The organism is Mesorhizobium sp. WSM4815, assembly GCF_055811575.1.
Genome location: NZ_JBVVQS010000102.1, coordinates 399,184 through 418,604 on the forward strand (window position 1 = coordinate 399,184; position 19,421 = coordinate 418,604).

Annotated in this window: 17 protein-coding genes; 10 read left to right on the forward strand and 7 right to left on the reverse strand. The window is 63.8% G+C overall.

The window, feature by feature from the left end:
- Nucleotides 1-7: 7 nt before the first annotated feature.
- The 4 genes from uraH (at nt 8) to xdhC (ending at nt 5,288) form a co-directional block, all read left to right on the forward strand.
- Entirely contained in the window at nt 8-382 is a 375-nt protein-coding gene (uraH, locus tag AC0L2B_RS30700; RefSeq protein WP_236377917.1) for a hydroxyisourate hydrolase, read from the forward strand.
- 3 nt (nt 383-385) lie between these two features.
- On the forward strand, nt 386-1,867 hold the full coding sequence (gene xdhA, locus AC0L2B_RS30705) for a xanthine dehydrogenase small subunit (RefSeq protein WP_473748037.1): 1,482 nt from the start codon (nt 386-388) through the stop codon (nt 1,865-1,867).
- Entirely contained in the window at nt 1,867-4,215 is a 2,349-nt protein-coding gene (gene xdhB, locus AC0L2B_RS30710; RefSeq protein ID WP_473748038.1) for a xanthine dehydrogenase molybdopterin binding subunit, read from the forward strand. Before xdhA ends, xdhB begins: the two co-directional genes overlap by 1 nt.
- Before the next feature lie 77 nt (nt 4,216-4,292).
- Nucleotides 4,293-5,288: a xanthine dehydrogenase accessory protein XdhC gene (xdhC, locus tag AC0L2B_RS30715; protein ID WP_287226711.1), complete on the forward strand. Its 996-nt coding sequence runs from the start codon at nt 4,293-4,295 to the stop codon at nt 5,286-5,288.
- A gap of 21 nt (nt 5,289-5,309) precedes the next feature.
- On the opposite strand, the gene AC0L2B_RS30720 is transcribed toward xdhC, so the two are convergent.
- The gene (locus tag AC0L2B_RS30720) at nt 5,310-6,230 is read right to left on the reverse strand and encodes a LysR family transcriptional regulator (protein WP_023796825.1); all 921 of its coding nucleotides are present in this window, start codon (nt 6,228-6,230) and stop codon (nt 5,310-5,312) included.
- A 240-nt stretch (nt 6,231-6,470) separates the two neighbouring features.
- Here AC0L2B_RS30720 and AC0L2B_RS30725 point away from each other — a divergent pair, with 240 nt between their 5' ends.
- The 4 genes from AC0L2B_RS30725 to AC0L2B_RS30740 all read left to right on the forward strand — a co-directional run bounded on the left by AC0L2B_RS30725 (nt 6,471) and on the right by AC0L2B_RS30740 (nt 10,844).
- A complete protein-coding gene (locus AC0L2B_RS30725) occupies nt 6,471-7,688 on the forward strand; it encodes a urate hydroxylase PuuD (RefSeq protein ID WP_473748039.1) in 1,218 nt (405 codons plus the stop codon).
- A 2-nt stretch (nt 7,689-7,690) separates the two neighbouring features.
- Nucleotides 7,691-9,004 (forward strand): guanine deaminase, encoded by a 1,314-nt coding sequence (guaD, locus tag AC0L2B_RS30730; protein WP_473748040.1) that lies wholly within the window; start codon nt 7,691-7,693, stop codon nt 9,002-9,004.
- A 74-nt stretch (nt 9,005-9,078) separates the two neighbouring features.
- Nucleotides 9,079-9,582, forward strand: a complete 504-nt coding sequence (locus tag AC0L2B_RS30735; RefSeq protein ID WP_077374984.1) for a heme-degrading domain-containing protein — start codon at nt 9,079-9,081, stop codon at nt 9,580-9,582.
- Entirely contained in the window at nt 9,579-10,844 is a 1,266-nt protein-coding gene (locus tag AC0L2B_RS30740; RefSeq protein ID WP_473748041.1) for a glycerate kinase type-2 family protein, read from the forward strand. The genes AC0L2B_RS30735 and AC0L2B_RS30740 overlap by 4 nt, the downstream gene beginning before the upstream one ends.
- Nucleotides 10,845-10,847: 3 nt before the next feature.
- Here AC0L2B_RS30740 and AC0L2B_RS30745 read toward each other — a convergent pair whose 3' ends face one another.
- The 5 genes from AC0L2B_RS30745 to AC0L2B_RS30765 all read right to left on the reverse strand — a co-directional run bounded on the left by AC0L2B_RS30745 (nt 10,848) and on the right by AC0L2B_RS30765 (nt 16,881).
- On the reverse strand, nt 10,848-11,570 hold the full coding sequence (locus tag AC0L2B_RS30745) for a UdgX family uracil-DNA binding protein (protein ID WP_473748266.1): 723 nt from the start codon (nt 11,568-11,570) through the stop codon (nt 10,848-10,850).
- An 87-nt stretch (nt 11,571-11,657) separates the two neighbouring features.
- Nucleotides 11,658-13,079, reverse strand: coding sequence for a glutamine synthetase family protein (locus AC0L2B_RS30750; RefSeq protein WP_473748042.1), 1,422 nt, complete (start codon nt 13,077-13,079; stop codon nt 11,658-11,660).
- 13 nt (nt 13,080-13,092) lie between these two features.
- Nucleotides 13,093-14,475, reverse strand: a complete 1,383-nt coding sequence (locus AC0L2B_RS30755) for an aspartate aminotransferase family protein (RefSeq protein WP_473748043.1) — start codon at nt 14,473-14,475, stop codon at nt 13,093-13,095.
- A gap of 110 nt (nt 14,476-14,585) precedes the next feature.
- Entirely contained in the window at nt 14,586-15,560 is a 975-nt protein-coding gene (locus AC0L2B_RS30760) for a WD40 repeat domain-containing protein (RefSeq protein WP_473748044.1), read from the reverse strand.
- Between the two features lie 262 nt (nt 15,561-15,822).
- A complete protein-coding gene (locus AC0L2B_RS30765; protein ID WP_473748045.1) occupies nt 15,823-16,881 on the reverse strand; it encodes a CobW family GTP-binding protein in 1,059 nt (352 codons plus the stop codon).
- Nucleotides 16,882-17,078: 197 nt separating this feature from the next.
- Between AC0L2B_RS30765 and AC0L2B_RS30770 the strand changes: the two genes are divergently transcribed.
- Nucleotides 17,079-17,810 (forward strand): intradiol ring-cleavage dioxygenase, encoded by a 732-nt coding sequence (locus tag AC0L2B_RS30770; RefSeq protein ID WP_473748046.1) that lies wholly within the window; start codon nt 17,079-17,081, stop codon nt 17,808-17,810.
- A gap of 218 nt (nt 17,811-18,028) precedes the next feature.
- Nucleotides 18,029-18,499 (forward strand): MarR family winged helix-turn-helix transcriptional regulator, encoded by a 471-nt coding sequence (locus AC0L2B_RS30775; protein ID WP_473748047.1) that lies wholly within the window; start codon nt 18,029-18,031, stop codon nt 18,497-18,499.
- 16 nt (nt 18,500-18,515) lie between these two features.
- Here AC0L2B_RS30775 and AC0L2B_RS30780 read toward each other — a convergent pair whose 3' ends face one another.
- On the reverse strand, nt 18,516-19,394 hold the full coding sequence (locus AC0L2B_RS30780) for an AraC family transcriptional regulator (RefSeq protein ID WP_473748048.1): 879 nt from the start codon (nt 19,392-19,394) through the stop codon (nt 18,516-18,518).
- Nucleotides 19,395-19,421 lie beyond the last annotated feature (27 nt).

Genomic DNA, 19,421 nt, shown 5'->3' on the forward strand with positions numbered 1-19,421 from the left:
GCAGCCAGTGGCGGAAACGTCGAAAGCCGAAGGCGGACGTCTGACGACCCATGTCCTCGACACCGCGACCGGCAGGCCGGCGGCAGGCCTGTCGATCGAGCTTTACCGCATCAACGACGACATGCGGACGCATCTGAAGACAGCGGTCACCAATGCCGACGGCCGGTGTGACGCGCCGCTGCTTGCCGACGCGGAATTCCGCACCGGCGAATACGAGCTGGTCTTCGCCGCCGGCGACTATCTGCGCCGGCAGGGGTTGAGACTGCCGGAACCGGCCTTCCTCGACAGCGTGCCGATCCGCTTCGGCATGGCCGAGCCGATGCACTATCACGTGCCGCTGCTCATATCGCCCTACGGCTATTCGACCTATCGGGGGAGCTGAGACATGACGAGGCTCAAGATACGCAATGAGATACGCTTCATCCTCAATGGCGAGGATGTTGCGCTGACTACGGTCGCGCCCGACGAGACCTTGCTCGACTGGCTGCGGCTCGAGCGCTCGCTGCGCGGCACCAAGGAAGGCTGCGCCGAGGGCGACTGCGGCGCTTGCACCGTGCTGGTCGGAAGGCTGTCAGGCGGCCGGCTCGTCTATGAAAGCGTCAATGCCTGCATCCGCTTCCTTGGCTCGCTCGATCGCACGCATGTCGTAACCGTCGAGCATCTGCGCGGCGACGGCGAAAAACTGCATCCGGTGCAGCAGGCGATGGTCGATTTCCACGGCTCGCAATGCGGCTTCTGCACGCCGGGCTTCGTCATGTCGCTTTATGCCCTGTGGATGCGGTCACCGGAGCCGTCGGATGCAGCCATCGAAAAGGCGCTTCAGGGCAATCTCTGCCGCTGCACCGGCTACGAGGCGATCATGCGGGCGGCACGTGCCATCTCCAGCTACGGCAAGGCGGCAAAGGATCCGCTGGCAGCGGAGCGCAAGGCGATCACGAGCAAGCTCGAAGCGATGAAAGACGGTTCGCGCATCGAGATCGGCGCCGGCAAGCAGCGCCTGGTCGTCCCGGCCGATGCCGACGACCTCGCCGCCGTGCTCGACAAGGAGCCGGGCGCCACCATCGTTGCCGGTTCGACCGATGTCGGCCTGTGGGTGACCAAGCACATGCGCGAGATTGCGCCGGCGATCTTCATCGGCAATCTCGACGGGCTGTGCCGGATTTCCGAAGACAAGGGCATCATCTCGATCGGCGCTGGTGTCACCTACACCGAGGCTTTCTCAATGCTGACGAAACGCATCCCGGCGCTAGGCCCGCTGTTCGATCGCATCGGCGGCGACCAAGTGCGCAACATGGGCACGATCGGCGGCAACATCGCCAATGGCTCGCCGATCGGCGACACGCCGCCGCCGCTGATCGCACTCGGCGCGCGGCTGACGCTGCGCCGCGGCAACAAGCGGCGGACGATCTCGCTTGAAGACTTCTTCATCGCCTATGGCAAGCAGGACCGACAGCCGGGCGAATTCGTCGAGGCCGTGCATGTCCCAGTGCCGGGCAGGGATACCAAATTCGCTGTCTACAAGATCACCAAGCGCCGTGACGAGGACATCACTGCCGCACTTGGCGCATTCCTGCTGGCCCTGGCCAAGGACGGCACGGTGGCGGAGGTGCGCATCGCCTATGGCGGCATGGCGGCAACGCCGAAGCGGGCTTTCGGCGTGGAAAAGGCGCTGCTCGGCAGGCCCTGGACGGAACCGACGGTCGAGACCGCCATGGCCGAGTACGCCAAAGACTTTACCCCGCTGACCGACATGCGGGCGAGCGCCGAATACCGGGCGCTGGCGGCGCGCAACCTGCTGTTGCGGTTCTTCGCCGAGACCAGCGGCACCAAAGCACCGATCCAGATATCGCGCAACGAGGCGGCGTGATGACCAAGCACGCTCCAAACCTCAAGGCGCAGAAAATCGCTGGTGGCGTTGCCACCGACCAGCGTCATGATTCCGCGCACAAGCATGTCCGCGGCACGGCCGTCTATATCGATGACATGCCGGAATCATCCGGCATGCTGCATGGCTGCCTCGGGCTTTCGACGGCCACGCATGCCACCATCAGCAGCATGGACCTGGCGGCGGTGCGCGCAGCACCCGGCGTCGTCGACGTGCTGACGGCGAGCGACGTGCCGGGCGAAAACGACATTTCGCCGACCGGCCGCCACGACGAACCGGTGCTGGCCGACGGCAAGGTGCAGTTCTTCGGCCAACCGATCTTTTGCGTCATCGCCGAAACCCGCGAGCAGGCGCGCCGCGCCACAAGGCTGGCCAAGGTCGAATACAAGGAATTGCCTTTCGTCACCGACATCGGCGTCCTCGATCCCAGCAAGGACAAGCTGGTCACGCCGCCGCTGACCCTGAGGCGCGGCGATGCCGCGGCTGCGATCAGGGCGGCGCCGCGCCGGCTGAAAGGAAAAATGCGCATCGGCGGCCAGGACCATTTTTATCTCGAAGGCCAGATCGCCATGGCCATTCCCGGCGAGGATCAGGACGTCACGATTTATTCGTCGACACAGCATCCGAGCGAAATCCAGCACATGGTCAGCCATGCGCTCGGCGTGCCGAGCCATGCCGTCACGGTCGAGATCCGCCGCATGGGCGGCGGCTTTGGCGGCAAGGAAACGCAAGGCAACCAGTTTGCCGCGCTCGCGGCGATTGCTGCGAAAAAACACCATCGCGCGGTGAAAATCCGGCCCGACCGTGACGAAGACATGATCGCCACCGGCAAGCGCCATGACTTCCTCGTCGATTACGAGGTCGGCTTCGACGACGAGGGCAATATCCTCGGCGTCGATTTCATGTTTGCGGCGCGCTGCGGCTTCTCGGCGGACCTGTCGGGCCCGGTCACCGATCGCGCGCTGTTCCACTGCGACAACACCTATTTCTGGCCGGCGGTTCATGCGCAATCGGCGCCGCTCTACACCAACACCGTGTCGAACACCGCCTTCCGCGGCTTCGGCGGGCCGCAAGGCATGGTCGGCGCCGAGCGCGTCATCGAGGAGGTCGCCTTTGCCGTCGGCAAGGATCCGCTCGAAATCCGCAAGAAGAACTTTTATGGCACCAGCGACCGCAACATCACGCCCTATCACCAGACGGTCGAAGACAACATCATCCACCGCATCGTCGCCGAACTGGAGGCGAGTTGCGACTATGCGGGGCGCCGCCGCACGGTTCGTGCCTTCAATGCCAACAGTCGCTTCATCAAGCGCGGATTGGCGCTGACGCCGGTCAAGTTCGGCATCTCGTTCACCGCCACCCACTACAATCAGGCCGGCGCGCTGGTGCATGTCTATACCGACGGTTCGGTGCATCTGAACCATGGCGGCACCGAAATGGGGCAGGGCCTCTACGTCAAGGTGGCGCAGGTGGTGGCGGAAGAATTCCAGATCGACCTCGACCAGGTAAAGATCACCGCGACCACGACCGGCAAGGTCCCGAACACCTCGGCGACCGCCGCATCGTCCGGTTCCGACCTCAACGGCATGGCGGCGCAGAACGCGGCCCGGCAGATCAAGGAGCGGTTGACCAACTTCGCAGCCGAAAAATACCAGGTGCCGCGCGACCAGGTGCTGTTCCTGCCCAACCGGGTGCGCATCGGCAACCAGGAGATCGCCTTCGCCGATCTCATCAGGCAGGCCTATATGGCGCGCATCCAGCTTTCGGCGGCGGGCTTCTACAAGACGCCGAGAATCCATTGGAATCGCGACAAGGGCGAGGGTCGTCCCTTCTATTATTTCGCCTATGGCGCCGCGTGCTCGGAAGTCTCGGTCGACACGCTAACCGGCGAATATGTCGTCGAGCGCACCGACATCCTGCACGAGACCGGACGCTCGCTGAACCGCGCCATCGACCTTGGCCAGGTCGAAGGCGGCTTCATCCAGGGCATGGGATGGCTGACGACGGAGGAGCTTTGGTGGGACGAAAAGGGCCGGCTGCGCACCCATGCGCCGTCGACCTACAAGATTCCGCTCGCCTCGGACCGACCGAAGATCTTCAATGTGACGCTGGCCGATTGGCCGGAAGCGAGCGAGCCGACGGTGCACCGCTCCAAGGCGGTCGGCGAGCCGCCGCTGCCGCTCGGCATCTCGGTGCTGCATGCGCTGTCGGATGCGGTGGCAAGCGTTGCCGACCACCGGATCTGCCCGCGCCTCGACCCACCGGCGACGCCGGAGCGGGTGCTGATGGCGATCGAACGGCTGAAGAGGGAAGCCAAGGCTGGTGCTTGAACTCGGTCCCGGGGTTCGTACAAGGCGTGCAATCCGGGCCGAAAAACCCTATGTTTCCTGATAGGGAAAGCAAAAACATGACCTCGAAAGTGCAAACCCTGAAAGCATTTCTTGGCGGCGCCGGCCGTGTCGCGCTGGTCGAGGTGGCCGGGACCAAAGGCTCGACGCCCCGCGAGAAGGGCGCCTTCATGCTCGTCTCGGGCGCGGCGATTTTTGGCACGATCGGCGGCGGCCAGCTCGAATTCATCGCGATCGATAAGGCACGGCAGTTGCTTTTCTCCCCCCTTGAGGGGGAGATGGCCGCGGAGCGGCCAGAGGGGGTCGGTAGAGGAAGCACGCGACCTAAGAAAATGTCGAGCACTGGCGCGGCGACCCCACCCGACGGCTTCGCCGCCACCCTCCCCTCAAGGGGGAGGGATGTCCGCGCTACCCTCGATGTCCCGCTCGGGCCCGAGATCGGGCAGTGCTGCGGCGGCAGGGTCGAGGTGCTGATCCGGCTGGTCGACACGGCGTTGGCGCAAGAGCTGGTCGCGGCGGCGGACGCCGAGCAGGCGCAGCTGCCGCATGTCTACATCTTCGGCGGCGGCCATGTCGGCCAGGCGCTGGCCTCGGCGGTGGCCTTGCTGCCGGTCCGTGTCGTCGTTGTCGAGACGCGGGCCGAGGCGCTGGAGGGCATGCCGGACACGGTCGAAACCAGCCTAACGCCAATGCCCGAGGCGATGGTGCGCAAGGCTTCGGCTGGCGCCGCATTCGTCGTCCTCACTCACGACCACGCACTGGATTTCCTGATCGTCGCCGAGGCACTGAAACGCCGGGATGCCGCCTATGTCGGCATGATCGGCTCGAAGACCAAGAAGGCGACATTCAGGAACTGGTTCCTGAAGGCGGCGGACGGCAGCGAGGCGGAATTTGCCGGCCTCGTCTCGCCGATCGGCGGCGATGCGGTCAAGGACAAGCGTCCGCAAGTCATTGCGGCCTTGGCGGCGGCCGAGATCATGACGGCACTGGCCGCCCATGCTGGCGCGCGAGCCGCGCCGCACCCCGTCTCTCGTGGCAAGGCAATGGCCGGCTGACGGCCAGAATTCGAGCAACGCTCATTTGCCGGCCAGAATTTCCTTGATCAGCCGTTGGCAGCGCTCGGCCATGAAATCGAGCAGCAGCCGCACCTTCGGGTCCTGCAGCTTCTTGTGCGGGTAGACGGCGGCGAACTGCACCGGCGTCGGTGGCGTGTCGGGCAGGATCACCTTCAGACGCCGGTCGCGGATGAACGGCTCGACCTCGAAGCGCGGCTTGTTGATGATGCCGCGGCCCGACAGCGCCCAGCCGGTCAGCACGTCGCCATCGTCGGTGTCATAGGGTCCGTGCACCTCGAATTTCCGCGGACCGTCGGCCGTCTGCAGCGTCCACACATATTCGCGCGCGCCGGCGTAGCGCAGCATCAGGCAGTCGTGTTTGCTGGCGATCAGTTCCTGCGGCTCGGTCGGTTCGCCGCGCGTCTCCAGATATTTCGGCGCCGCCACCAGCACCCGCTCGCACTCCATGATGCCGCGCATTCTCAGGCTGGAATCCTCGATGATACCCAGTCTGAACGCGACGTCGATGCCTTCCTTCATGATGTCGACATTGTGGTCCGAAAGCCTCAGCCGAACCTCGATGTCAGGATATTTGTCGTGGAAATCGGGGATTCCCGACGCCACCAGCCGCCGGCCGAGGCCAAGCGGCGCTGTCACCTTGATGGTGCCACGCGGCTGGCCGGACAAAGCGCTGACAGCGGCTTCCGCCTCGGTGACCGCCTCAAGCACCTGCTTGGCGCCGGAGTAGAACACCGTGCCGTGCTCGGTCGGCATCAATTGCCGCGTCGTGCGATTGAACAGCCTGACACCGAGATGTTTTTCGAGCTCCTTGATGCGGTTGGAGGCGACCGCTGGCGAAATGCGCATGTCGCGCCCCGCCGCCGACAGATTGCCGAGCTCGACGACGCGAACGAAGACGGAGATGTTGTCGAGATAGGCCATGCGGCTTTGGGGCTCTCATGCGGCTGCGCAGGGATAACCCTAGTGCATGACCCCGAAAAATCGGAATCGATTTTCGGAAAGGATCATGCACCAGATAAAGTTCTACAGCGTCCTTTGCGCGTCCAAGGGACGCGCGGCGCTAGTATTTTCCATTTTTTTTTGAAAGTCATCGTGCCGCTCGGCCCTTTCCGTTTGCGCTCCAGTCCGTAAAGTCACCCAATCGGCAGGGACGACTTTTCAATGATGGATTTCGCGATTTTCTGGGACTGGCTGAGTTTCGCCGTGCGCTGGCTGCATGTCGTCACCAGCATAGCCTGGATCGGCTCGTCCTTCTATTTCGTCGCCCTCGATCTCGGCTTGCGCCAGCGTTCGGGCATGCCTGTCGGCGCCTTCGGCGAGGAATGGCAGGTGCATGGCGGCGGCTTCTACCACATCCAGAAATATCTGGTGGCGCCGGCCGAAATGCCTGAGCACCTGACCTGGTTCAAATGGGAATCCTACGCCACCTGGCTGTCGGGCTTTGCCATGCTGTGCGTCGTCTACTATGCCGGGGCGGACCTCTTCCTGATCGATCCCAACGTGCTGGCCATGTCGGTGCCTACAGGCATCTTGCTGTCGCTGGCGACGATCGGCGTTGGCTGGGTGGTCTACGATCTCTTATGCCGGTCGCCGCTTGGCAGGAGCGACACCGGCCTGATGCTGGTGCTCTATGGCGTGCTGGTGTTCATCGCCTGGGGTCTTACCCATCTGTTCACCGGCCGCGCCGCTTTCCTGCATCTTGGCGCCATCACCGCGACGATCATGTCGGCCAATGTCTTCATGGTCATCATCCCGAACCAGAAGATCGTCGTCGCCGACCTGATCGCCGGCAGGAAGCCAGATCCGAAATACGGCAAGATCGCCAAGCAGCGCTCGCTGCACAACAATTACCTGACGCTGCCCGTTTTGTTCCTGATGCTGTCGAACCACTACCCGCTGGCGTTTGCTACCCAGTTCAACTGGGTGATCGCCTCGTTGGTTTTCATCATCGGCGTGCTGATCCGGAACTATTTCAACACCATGCATGCGCGCAAGGGCAACCCGACCTGGATCTGGCTGGCTGCCGCCGTCCTGTTCGTCGTCATCATCTGGCTGTCAACCGCGCCGAAAGTGCTGACCGGCGAAGTCAAGGCGTCCTCGACGGCACAGGTCTACATCGCCTCGGCGCATTTTCCCGCAGTGCGCGACACGGTGCTTGGCCGCTGCTCGATGTGCCATGCGCAGGAGCCATCCTACGAAGGCATCTATCACGCGCCGAAAGGTGTGATGCTTGACACGGACGCCGGTATCGCCGAGCAAGCCCGCGAGATCTACCTGCAGGCCGGCCGCAGCCACGCCATGCCGCCCGCCAATGTCACCCATATCACCGACAAGGAGCGGGCGCTGTTGGCGGCTTGGTTCGAGGAGGCAGGGAAATAAGCATGACCAGCACGCTCCTGCGCGGCCGCACGCTGTCCTTCCTGCGCTGGCCAGAAACCGTCGACGACCATTCCGCCTGGCGCTACGAGGACGATGGCGGCCTGCTGCTTCGCAACGGCAGGATCGTTGCCGCGGGCGCCTATGCCGACGCCGAGAAAAAGGCTGATGAAGGCGTAAAAAAGATCGACCACCGCCCGCATTTGCTGCTGCCTGGCTTCATCGACCCGCATGCGCATTTTCCGCAGATGCAGGTTATCGCCTCCTACGGCGCCGAGCTGCTCGACTGGCTGAACACTTACACCTTTCCCGAGGAAACCAAATTCCAGAACGCCCAGCATGGCCGCCGCATCGCCAGGCTGTTCCTCGACGAAATGCTGCGCCACGGCACGACGACAGTCGCCGCCTATTGCTCGGTGCACAAGGAATCGGCCGAGGCGTTCTTCGCCGAGTCGCATCATCGCAACATGCTCAACATCGGCGGCAAGGTGATGATGGATCGCAACGCGCCGGAGGGCGTGCTGGACACGCCGCAATCGGCCTATGACGACAGCAAGGCGCTGATCGCCGAGTGGCACGGCAAGGGCCGCCAGCACTATGCCATCACACCGCGCTTCGCCATCACCTCGTCACCCGAGCAGTTGGAAATGGCGGGCGCGCTGTGCCGCGAATATCCTGATCTGCACATGCAGACGCATCTGTCGGAAAACCACGCCGAGATCGCCTTTACGCTGCAATTCTACCCGCAGGCACACGACTATACCGATGTCTACGAGCAATACGGGCTGCTCGGGCGCAAAAGCCTGTTCGGCCACTGCATCCATCTGTCGGAACGCGAGGCGGATGCGCTTTCGGACACGGGCTCGGTGGCCGTGTTCTGCCCGACCTCGAACCTGTTCCTCGGTTCGGGCCTGTTCGATTATCAGCGCTACCGCACGCGTGGCAAAGCTCTTCGGATCGCGGTCGCCACCGATGTCGGCGGCGGCACCAACTACTCGATGCTGCGCACCATGGATGAGGGCTACAAGGTGATCGCGCTGAACGGCGAGAAGCTCAATCCGTTCCAGTCGTTCTGGCAGCTCACCCGCGGCAATGCCGAGGCGCTGTCGATCGTGGAAAGGATCGGCACGCTCGACCAGGGCAGCGATGCCGACATCGTCGTCCTCGATGCCCGCGCCACGCCGGCGATGCGGCTGCGGATGGAGACGGCGGACACGCTGGCGGAGGAGCTGTTTCTGCTGCAGACGCTGGGCGATGATCGCGCCGTGCGCGAGGTCTACGTCGCCGGACGGGCGGTCAAGACGGATATGGCGGTTTAGCTATCCCCCACATCCCGCTTGACCCAGCGGCAGCCATCGGTCAAAGCGTGCCGCGACGTTGATAGGGGAACGACATGGCCGTTGCGGACGATATCGCTCTGATCCAGAAACAGGAAGCCGAGCTTGTCTTCTCGGTCTTCGATGAAGCTGTCGCCTTTAAGATCGGCTCGACGATCCGCGACCGGGCACTGGCCCAGGGCTTGCCGATCATCGTCGACATCAGGACCTTCGACCGGCCGCTGTTTTACGCGGCAATGCCGGGCTCGAACGCTTCCAATCCGGATTGGGCGCGGCGCAAGATCAACGTGGTGCAGCGGTTCCTGAAAAGCACCTACCGCATGGTGCTGGAGCAGCAGCGTCCCGACCGCAGCTTCAAGCCGGGCGAGGGGCTCGACATATCGGACTATGTGCTGGCCGGTGGTGGCTTTCCCATAACGGTCAAAGGTGCCGGCGTCATCGGTGTGATCGCGGTCTCGGGCCTGCCGGAGCGTGAGGATCACGGCGTCGTCGTCGATGCGCTGTGCAGCCACCTCGGCGTCGACGGGCGCGAGCTGGCACTGCCGCCGGAAGCAAAATGACCGCGCTCGATCCCAAATCCTTCCTCGCCGCCATCTTCAATGCCGCCGTTGCCGCCGCCGATCCGCAGAGGACGATCAGGGATCATCTGCCGGCAATGCCGAAGGGGCGCACCATCGTCATTGGTGCAGGAAAAGGCTCGGCGCAGATGGCGGCGGCGTTCGAAAAAGTGTGGGACGGGCCGATCGAAGGGCTGGTCGTCACCCGCTACGGCTATGGCGCGACCTGCCAGCGCATCGAGATCATCGAGGCGGCGCATCCGGTGCCGGATGCCGCCGGACTCGAAGCGTCGCGCCGGCTGCTCGAAAAGGTGCAGGGGCTGACCGCGGACGATCTGGTCGTGGCGCTCATCTCAGGCGGCGGCTCGGCGCTGCTGCCGGCGCCCGCCGAAGGTCTGACGCTGGCTGACGAGATCGCCGTCAACGAGGCGCTGCTCGCCTCCGGCGCTCCGATCGCCGCCATGAACACCATCCGCAAGCATGTTTCCACCATCAAGGGCGGTAGGCTGGCGGCAGCTGCCTATCCGGCAAAGCTGGTGTCGCTGGTCGTCTCCGACATTCCCGGCGACAATCCGGCGCTGGTCGCTTCCGGCCCGACCGTTCCCGATTCCGGCAGCCGCCAAGAGGCACTGGCATCGATCGCCGGCTATGGCATGAGACTGCCGGCTGCCGTGATGGCGCATATCAATTCGCCGGCCGCCGATGCGCCGCGCGTCGATGATCCGCGTTTTTCGCGCAACGAAGTGCATCTGATCGCCTCGGCCGGCGTCTCGCTGGAAGCGGCTGCGGCCGAAGCCAGGCGCCATGGCATCGAGGCGGCCATCCTCTCCGATTCCATCGAGGGCGAAGCGCGCGAAGTTGGGGGTGTCCATGCGGCAATCGCCCGCGAAGTGGCGACGCGCAACCGGCCTTTTCCGAAACCCGTGCTGATCCTATCAGGCGGCGAGACGACGGTGACCGTTCGGGCGAAGGGCAAGGGCGGCCGTAACACCGAGTTTCTGCTTGCCTTCGCCATCGGCATCAGCGGCATGGAGGGCGCCCATGCACTGGCCGCTGACACCGATGGCATCGACGGTTCGCAGGACAATGCCGGCGCCTTTGCCGACGGCTCGACGGTGTCGCGGATGCGGGCGGCAGGCGTCGATGCCAAGGCGATGCTTGCCGGCAACAACGCCTGGACGGCATTCAACGCCGTCGGCGATCTCTTCGTGCCCGGCCCGACCGGGACGAACGTCAATGATTTGAGGGCAATCCTGATCAGATAGGGGTCAGGCGGCCATCAGCTTTTTCACTGCCTTCATGTCCTGCAGGAACCGCTCGCGTTCGGCCTGCTTGTCCGCCGGCTCGCGAATACGCAGGATGAAGGACGGGTGGATGGTGACGAACACAGGCAAGCCATCGTCCCGATCCACGACCGCGCCGCGCATCTTCATGATCGGCACGACCTTGCCGAGCAGTGACTGCGCCGCCGTTGCGCCGAGCGCCACCGCCAGATTGGGCTTGATCAGATCGAGCTCCCTGTCGAGCCACCAGCGGCAGGCCTGCACCTCGCCGGTATTCGGCTTCGAGTGGATGCGCCGCTTGCCGCGCGGCTCGAACTTGAAATGCTTGACCGCATTGGTGACATAGACTTTCAGCCGGTCGACGCCGGCATCGTCCAGGATGGCGTCGAAGACTTTTCCCGCCGGACCGACGAAAGGTTTGCCGGCCAGATCCTCCTGGTCGCCTGGCTGTTCACCGACGAAAACCACCTTGGCCTTGTCAGGCCCTTCGCCGAACACGGTCTGCGTTGCGTTGCGCCACAGCGGGCAGCGGCGACAGGCCTTCGCCACTTCGCTGAGTTCGGGAATGGTGCTTGCGCCATCGTCTTCTGCCGTCTCAGGCAATTCAGGCTTGGGCCAGCGTCTTGCCTGCACCTTGGCGTGGTGTGGAGAATTTGTCGGCATCCTGGCGATCATGGCTGATGCGGCCCTGCCCGCTGCTGCGATCAGATGCGGAATGAGCGAAGCCCCAGAAAGGTTCCTTCAAATAGCCGGGACCCGGCTATTTGCTGGGCGAATGACCGGCGATGCGATGCCTCACACCTCGTGCAGATAGAGATGATAATCCAGTTCGCTGACCGTGCGCGCCACCCGCAGATATTCGGATTGCTTGATCGCCACGAAGGTCCGGTGCAGGTCTTCCCCCAGCGCCCCCTTGAGGAATGTCGAGGCCCTTGCCGCCTCGATCGCGGCGCGCCAGTCCACCGGCATGGTGGTGCGCGTGATTGCTGATTCGTAGCCATTGCCGGTGGTTTCGGGGCCTGGATCGAGGCCCTCATCGAGACCCTTGACGATGCCGGCCAGCACGGTTGCCGCCACCAGATAGGGGTTGGCGTCGACGCCCGACGGCCGGTGCTCGATGCGCCGGTTTTTCGCGTCGCCAGCCGGCACGCGCAATGCCACCGAGCGGTTGTTGACGCCCCAGGTCGGCGCCACCGGCGCATAGGATTGCGAAACGAAACGCCGCCATGAATTGGCGTGCGGTGCAAACACCAGCATCGATTCGGCCATGGTCTGGATGAGGCCGCCCAGTCCGCGCAGCAGCGGCAAGGACCAGGTCTCGCCGCTGGCTTCGGCAAAGACGTTGTTGCAGGCCTTGTCCTGCAGCGAGACATGGAAATGCATGCCGGAGCCGGCGTATTTCTCGATCGGCTTGGCCATGAAGCAGGCAGTGACGCCGTGGCGGCGCGCCTGCGCCCGCACCAGCCGCTTCAGCATGACGAGGTCGTCGGCGGCCCGCATCACGTCCTTGCGATAGTTAAGCGTCAGTTCGTACTGGCCGGGCGCATATTCGGAAATGACCGTCTCGGCCGGGATGCCTTGCACCCCGGCCGCGGCATAGATATCGGAAAACAGCGGCTCCATGCCGTGCAGATGGTCGACGGAATAGACCTCTGTCTTGGCCGAGCGGCGGCCGTCGAGCACCGCGTGCGCCGGCTGCACCTTGCCGTCGGCGTCGCGCTCGTTGGCAAGCAGGAAGAATTCGAGCTCGAAAGCGCCGGCCGGATGCAGGCCCTTGGCCGCCAGTATCTCCACCTGACGGCCCAACGCCAGGCGCGGGTCGGAGGACATCGGCCGGCCATCGAGATGGTACATCGCCATCAGCACCTGGCCGCGCGGCGGCTGTGTGCCGAACAGCGGCACCAGCGTGCCGGGGATCGGCCATGCCCGCAGGTCGCCGTCGCCCGTCGTCCAGATCAGTCCGGTCTCGTGCACGTCCTCGCCGGTGATGTCGAGGCCGAGGATCGAGATCGGCATATGCCTGCCGCCCTCGAAGATGCTCATCAACTCGTGCCGGCGCACGATCTTGCCACGCCCGACGCCATTGGCATCGGTCAGCACGATGTCGAACGCTTCGATCTCGGGATGGGCGTCGAGAAAGGTTTGCGCCTCGGCGGGCGTCGAGCCCGAAGGGGAGGCGATGATGGCGTTCAAAGTTTGCTTGTGCGCTTCTCTCATGTGCAAGCTTGTCTCATGCCGCGAGCCTTGCCGCAACCGCGCCGAAGGCGGTGATCAGGCGGTTCACCTGGGCAGCGCTGGTCGCCGGCGAGATCAGCATCATGTTGTGGAACGGCGCGATCAGCACGCCGCGATTGACCAGCGCGACATGGACAGCCGCTTCGAGCGCCGGTGCGTGCGCTGCTTCCGCCTCGCCGCCATTCCTCAGCGGGCCGGGTGCGCAGATGAACTCGACGCGGGCGCCGACTCGGGCAACATGCCAAGGCAGGCGGTAACGGTCGATGACGGCGGTCAGCCCGGCGTCGAGCCGCCGCGCCAGATGGTCCATATGGCTATAGTTCTCGTCGGTCATCACCTCTTCGAGCGTGGCGCGCATCGCTGCGAACTGCAGCGGATTGGCCGAGAGCGTCGTGCCCATGCCGGAATAGCCTGGTTCCTTGGTCCTGACATAGTCGGCATAGCGGGTGGCGACGCCATCGCTCATGCCCCAGACGCTGGCTGGCACACCGCCGGCGATTGGCTTGCCGAGCACGAACAAGTCCGGCTCCAGGCCGTGTTTCCTGGTGTAGCCGCCGGGACCGGTCGAGATCGTGTGCGTCTCGTCGATCAGAAGAAGGGTGCCAGCGGCGCGGGTGAGACGCCGCAGCGCGTCGTGGAAGCCGGGATCGGGCAGCACCATGCAGGAATTGGTCAGCACCGGCTCGGTGACGACACAGGCGATTTGCTGGTCCCGGAGTGCTGTCTCAAGCGCCGGCACATCGTTGAACTCGACGACATCCGTCGCCCGGGTCAGGTCGCGGAATTCGCCGGCCAGTCCTGGCCGGTTGGCCGGTCTGCCGCCGACCAGGCGCACCATCGTCTCGTCGACCGAGCCGTGATAGCAGCCGTTGAAGACTACGATCTTGCCCCGGCCGGTGATGGCGCGGGCGACGCGCAGCGCGAAGCGGTTGGCATCGGTCGCCGTTGTCGCAATCTGCCAGAACGGCAGGCCGAAGTGCTGTTGCAGCAGCGGGCCGATGGCGAGTGCATCTTCCGAAGGCAGCATGTAGGTCAGGCCGCGTCCGGCCTGCCTACGGATGGCGTGGGCGACCGGCGGCGGCGAGTGGCCGAACATCGAGCCGGTGTCGCCGAGGCAGAAATCATCGAGCCGATTGCCGTCGATGTCAGTGATAGTGGCCCCTCTGGCGCTGTCGACCATTATCGGGAACGGCGTCGGCCAGTCGTTCATCCAGTGCATCGGCACGCCGCCGAAGAAACCCGGCAGGCCGTTGCCGACCTTGGCTGCCGATTTCGGCCTTGCCTTGCGGAAGGCTTCGGCCTCGGTTTCGCGCAGATCCGCGATGCGAGCAGTGCTGATGCCACCGATCGCCATCTTTGAATGGTCGATTGTATGCATGAATGCCCTCAAATAGGGGGAGTAGGGGAGTAGGGCAGTAGGGCAGTAGGGGAATAGCTGCCTTACTCCCTTACTCCCTTACTCCCTTACTCCCTTACTCCCCTACTCCCCTATGCCGAAATATCGAGGACGCCGCAGTCGCCGGCGGCGCTGCCGAAGGCGACGCGGCGTTCCTCCTTGTCCCACATCATCGAGGTAATGGCGCCCTTGCCCGGTCGGCGCAGAAGCACCTCCTTGGCGTCCGCGAAACGCACCGCCATCACCATGCCGTCGTCATAGCCGACGGCGACGACATCCTGGCTCGGATGGCAGGCGACCGAGGTCACCATGGCGTTGCCGCGCGTGCCGAGTTCCAGCGGCGCCTTGCCCATCGGCCCGTCCTTGCCCGAAAACGGCCAGACGATCGCCGCCGGGGCTCCGGAACTGGCCAGCCATTTTCCCTTGGGCGCCCATGACAGGCTTTTGACTTTGCCGGGATAGCCGCTCATCCGCATGTGCTTGCCATCGGCGAGCTTCCAGCCATGCAGCGCGTTCTCCTGCATGGTGGTGACGAGGAAGGCGCCATCCGGCGAGAAGGTGATGCCGGTATGGGCGCCGGCCCATTCCAGCTCGACCGGCTTGCCGTTCGCCGCCGGGAAATGCAGCGTCGCGCCATTGTAGCGGGCGACGCCGAAGCGCATCCCCTTGGGCGAGAACGCCAGCCCCTCTACCGAACGCGGATGCAGGAATTCCTTGGTCTTGCCGTCGGAGAAACGCACGAAGGCGATCTTGCCCGAGGCATAGGCGATGGCGCCCTGTGGTCCGGCGGCAACGCTGGTGATCCATTTCTTCCCGGCGCTTGCCAATTCTGCCGCATTGCCGCCGGCGGTAACGGAAAAAATCTTGCCGTCCTCGCCGCCGGTGATCAGCCGGTCGTTGGCCGCATCGTGGAAGGCGGCGAGAAGCCCGTCATTGGCCTGCGCCGTCTTGTGGCCATGGTCCAGCCGATGGATTGTACCGTCGGCCAGTGCGAAATGCGGCACGTCGCCAAGGAAAACGGCGGCGATGCAATGTCCCTGGAGATCAAGCGGGGCGACTGTGGGCATGGGAGATTCCATTCGAGATTTCGGCTGGTCGTCTACCTCCGCGCGGGAGCCGCCAGCGCGGGTAAGTGGCAGCTTGCCTTCTCTCCTTGTTGTGGGAGAAGGTGGATTGGCGCGCAGCGCCAAGACGGTTGAGGGGTGCTGGACGGAGTGCCGTCGTTGCCAAGCTGGAACACCCCTCATCCGACCGAGCTTCGCTCGGCCACCTTCTCCCACAAGGGGAGAAGGAGAGGACGTGCAGCGCTAGCGTTATAAGGCCTGAAAATCAAGCGGCCTGGCAGGCATCAAAACTCTTCTTCAGCCGCTCGGCGTCGAGTTCGCGGCCGATGAAGACCAGCCGGCTCTCGTGCTTCTCGCCGTCCTTCCAGGCGCGCTGGTGGTCGCCCTCGATGATCATGTGCACGCCCTGAATGACGTAGCGCTCGTCATCGCCTTTAAGCGCGATGATCCCTTTCAGACGCAGGATGTTAGGGCCTTCCATCTGGGTGATCTTCTCGATCCAGGGGAAGAATCTTTTCGGGTCCATCTCGCCGCCCCGCAGAGACACCGACTGCACCGTCACGTCATGGATATCGGACGGGTGCGCGTGATCATGGTGATGATGCCCGTCATGATCGTGATGATCATGGTCATGATGATCATGGTCATGATGGTCGTGGTCGTCACGCGCCTCGAGGAAATGCGGATCGTTCTCCAGCGCCCGGGAAAGGTCGAAGGCGCCGCGGTCGAGCACCTCGGACAGCGCCACGCCGGCGCGCGTGGTGCGATGGATCCGGGCCGCCGGGTTGATCGCGCGGATCGTCGCCTCGACCTTGCTCAGTTCGTCCGGCGTGACGAGATCGGTCTTGTTGAGCACGACGACATCGGCAAAGGCGATCTGGTCCTCGGCTTCGCGGGAATCCTTCAGCCGCAACGGCAGGTGCTTGGCGTCGACCAGCGCCACCACCGCGTCGAGCCTGGTCTTGGAGCGCACGTCGTCGTCCATGAAGAAGGTCTGCGCCACCGGCACCGGATCGGCGAGGCCGGTCGTCTCGATCACGATGGCGTCGAAGCGGCCTGGCCGGCGCATCAAGCCCTCGACGACGCGGATCAGGTCGCCGCGCACCGTGCAGCAGACGCAACCATTGTTCATCTCGTAGATTTCCTCGTCGGATTCCACGATCAACTCGTTGTCGATGCCGATCTCACCGAACTCATTGACGATGACGGCGTAGCGCTTGCCGTGGCTTTCCGAAAGGATGCGGTTTAGCAGCGTCGTCTTGCCGGCGCCAAGATAGCCGGTGAGAACGGTTACGGGGATTTGTATCGTCTGTGCATCGCTCATGTTGGGCCTCGAAAAGGATTGTTGGCTCCATATAGGATGCACGCCATGCTTTTGCACGTGGCAACCAATGGGCCAAACAGGTCGCCAACATTGCCGGGTTTTCCCAACATTGCTGGGTTTTCATTGGCGTTGGCTGGTCTCACTGACTAGATAAGACCAAGCCAGCTTGCTCGACAGAAACCAAAAAGAGGCGCCGGATGTCCGACAGACCGTCCTCCTTGCCGTTGAGCCGGCGCCAGGCGCTTGGCCTCATTGCCGTTAGCGCGGGCGGCGGTGTCTTTCTGCCGGGCATCGCGCTGGCGCAGCAGGCCTCGCCCTATGCCGGGCTTGCCCTGTTCGATAGCGGCGCCGGCGTCTGCGCGATCACACCGGAAGCGACCGAGGGCCCGTTCTATTTCGACCCGAAGCTCGAACGCGCCGATATCACCGAAGGCAAAGCGGGCATTGCCCTCAATCTGCGGCTGCAGGTCATCGACGCAGGCTGCCGGCCGCTTGCCGGCGCGCGGGTCGATATCTGGCATTGCGACGCGCAAGGCCATTATTCAGGCTATCCGGGACAAGGCGACGGCCAGGATGTCGATACGTCAGGCCAGAGTTTTCTGCGCGGTTGGCAAAAGACCGATGACAGCGGCATCGTCTCGTTCGCCACCATCTATCCCGGCTGGTATCGCGGCCGCACCACCCACATCCATTTCAAAGTCTTCCCCAACGACAATTCGGTGATGACCGGCCAGCTGTTTTTCCCCGACGGCCTGAGCGAACAGATATTCACTACTGTCGCGCCCTACACCGACCGGTCCGGCAAGCGGGATACGTCGAACGCCAGGGACGGTATCGCGCGGCGCGCCGGGCCGCTTTCGCAGGCGGCGCTGCGCGAGGTGGCGGACGCCTACCAGGCCTTGATGATCGTCGCGGTGAGGGCTGATTGAGACCCGCATCGGTGCGGCGCTCCTGCCGAACCCGACCACCTGCGCTGAAAAGTCGTTTGTCATCTAACTGAAATAAACATCTGGCATTAGCCTCGGCGGACACCGCATTGCTTGCCGGCAAAGCTGTTTTGCAAAGCCGGATCTTTTTTGATCGTCCATTGCCAACCGGGCGGCTGCCTCTATGCTGTCCACACCGGTTCGGCCGAAGAGGGATAGCCATGGCCAAGGCGGACAAGACTGCGACAATGAGCCGGCTGCATTCGGCGGCGCGGCTGGCGCGTACGGCACTCGCCGCGCGGCTTTTGGCGCACGGCTTCTATGCCGGCCAGGACCAGATCATGCTGGCGCTCGACCGTGAGGACGGGCAGACGCCCGGCAATCTTGCCGGTCGCCTCGGTGTTCGCCCGCCGACCATCACCAAGACCATCAACCGGCTGCAGGCGCAAGGCTTTCTGGAAAAACGCGCTTCCTCCGCCGATGCCCGCCAAGCCCATATCTTTCTGACCGACACTGGCCGCGAAATCATTCAAGCCATCGAGAAATCGGTGAAGAAGACCGAGAAGCAGGCGCTGAAGGGGCTCGATAAAAAGGACCAGAAGGCGCTGTTCAAGCTGCTCGCCCGCGTTGAGGCGAACCTCTCGAACGGAGAGATGGTTCTCGTCGATGACGAGATCGACGCCGACGAATGATCCGCGGCTGACGCCATCAGGCAGCGGCTGCCGACGATCCATGCACCAATGCCGACCAGCGGCCCGGCGTGACACCGAACGCCTTCTTGAAGTGCCTGCTGAAATGACTTTGGTCGTTGAAACCGGCCGTTATTGCGATCTGCGCCAATGACTCGCTCGCCTCTATCATGCGGCGTGCTCGTTGAAGCCGGCGCATCAAGAGAAAGCGGTGCGGACTGGTGGAGAAAGCGGCACGGAAATGCCGCGATAGGGCGTAGCGATCGAGCCCGGTGATCGCCTCCAGCTCCTCGGAACGGACGGTACGGAAAACATTTTCTTCCAGATAGTCGCGTGCCAGGCTGACAGCCCGCCACGCTGTCCTTGGGATCGGTTTCGCCGGCCGGCCCGAATGTCGTGTCAGGCTTTGCATCAATTGCGCAACGAAGTCGGCGACAAACAGATCGTCCAGCTTCTGGTCCAACGGCCCGAGCGCCGCAAGCAGCCGCGTGCGGAAAACAGGATCCGTCACCACGGCATTCCTGACGAAAGGCAGCGACGCGCCTGTCTGATCGAGGCAGTCCAGCACGATGGACGGCTCCAGATAAAGCATCCTGTAACGCAAACCGTCTTCAGTGCCGGCGCCGCCATCGTGCAATTCGTCGGGATGGAGCACGATAATCTGGCCGGGCAGGCTGTGATGCATCGCGCCGCGATACCGGAAAGTCTGGACGCCATGCAGCGTCACGCCGATGGCGTAGGTATCGTGACGATGGAGATCGAAGGCGCTGCCGTGGAACCGGGCCTCGATACGCTCCATTCCGACGCAATCGGGCGCCGAGATGACGCAGTTCTCAGCCGCGTCAACGCACAAACGTCCAAGACCCTGAAAGGCCTCGCCATCTAGACCGTGTGACATCGCTTCATTCACAAACCTCGAATGGCA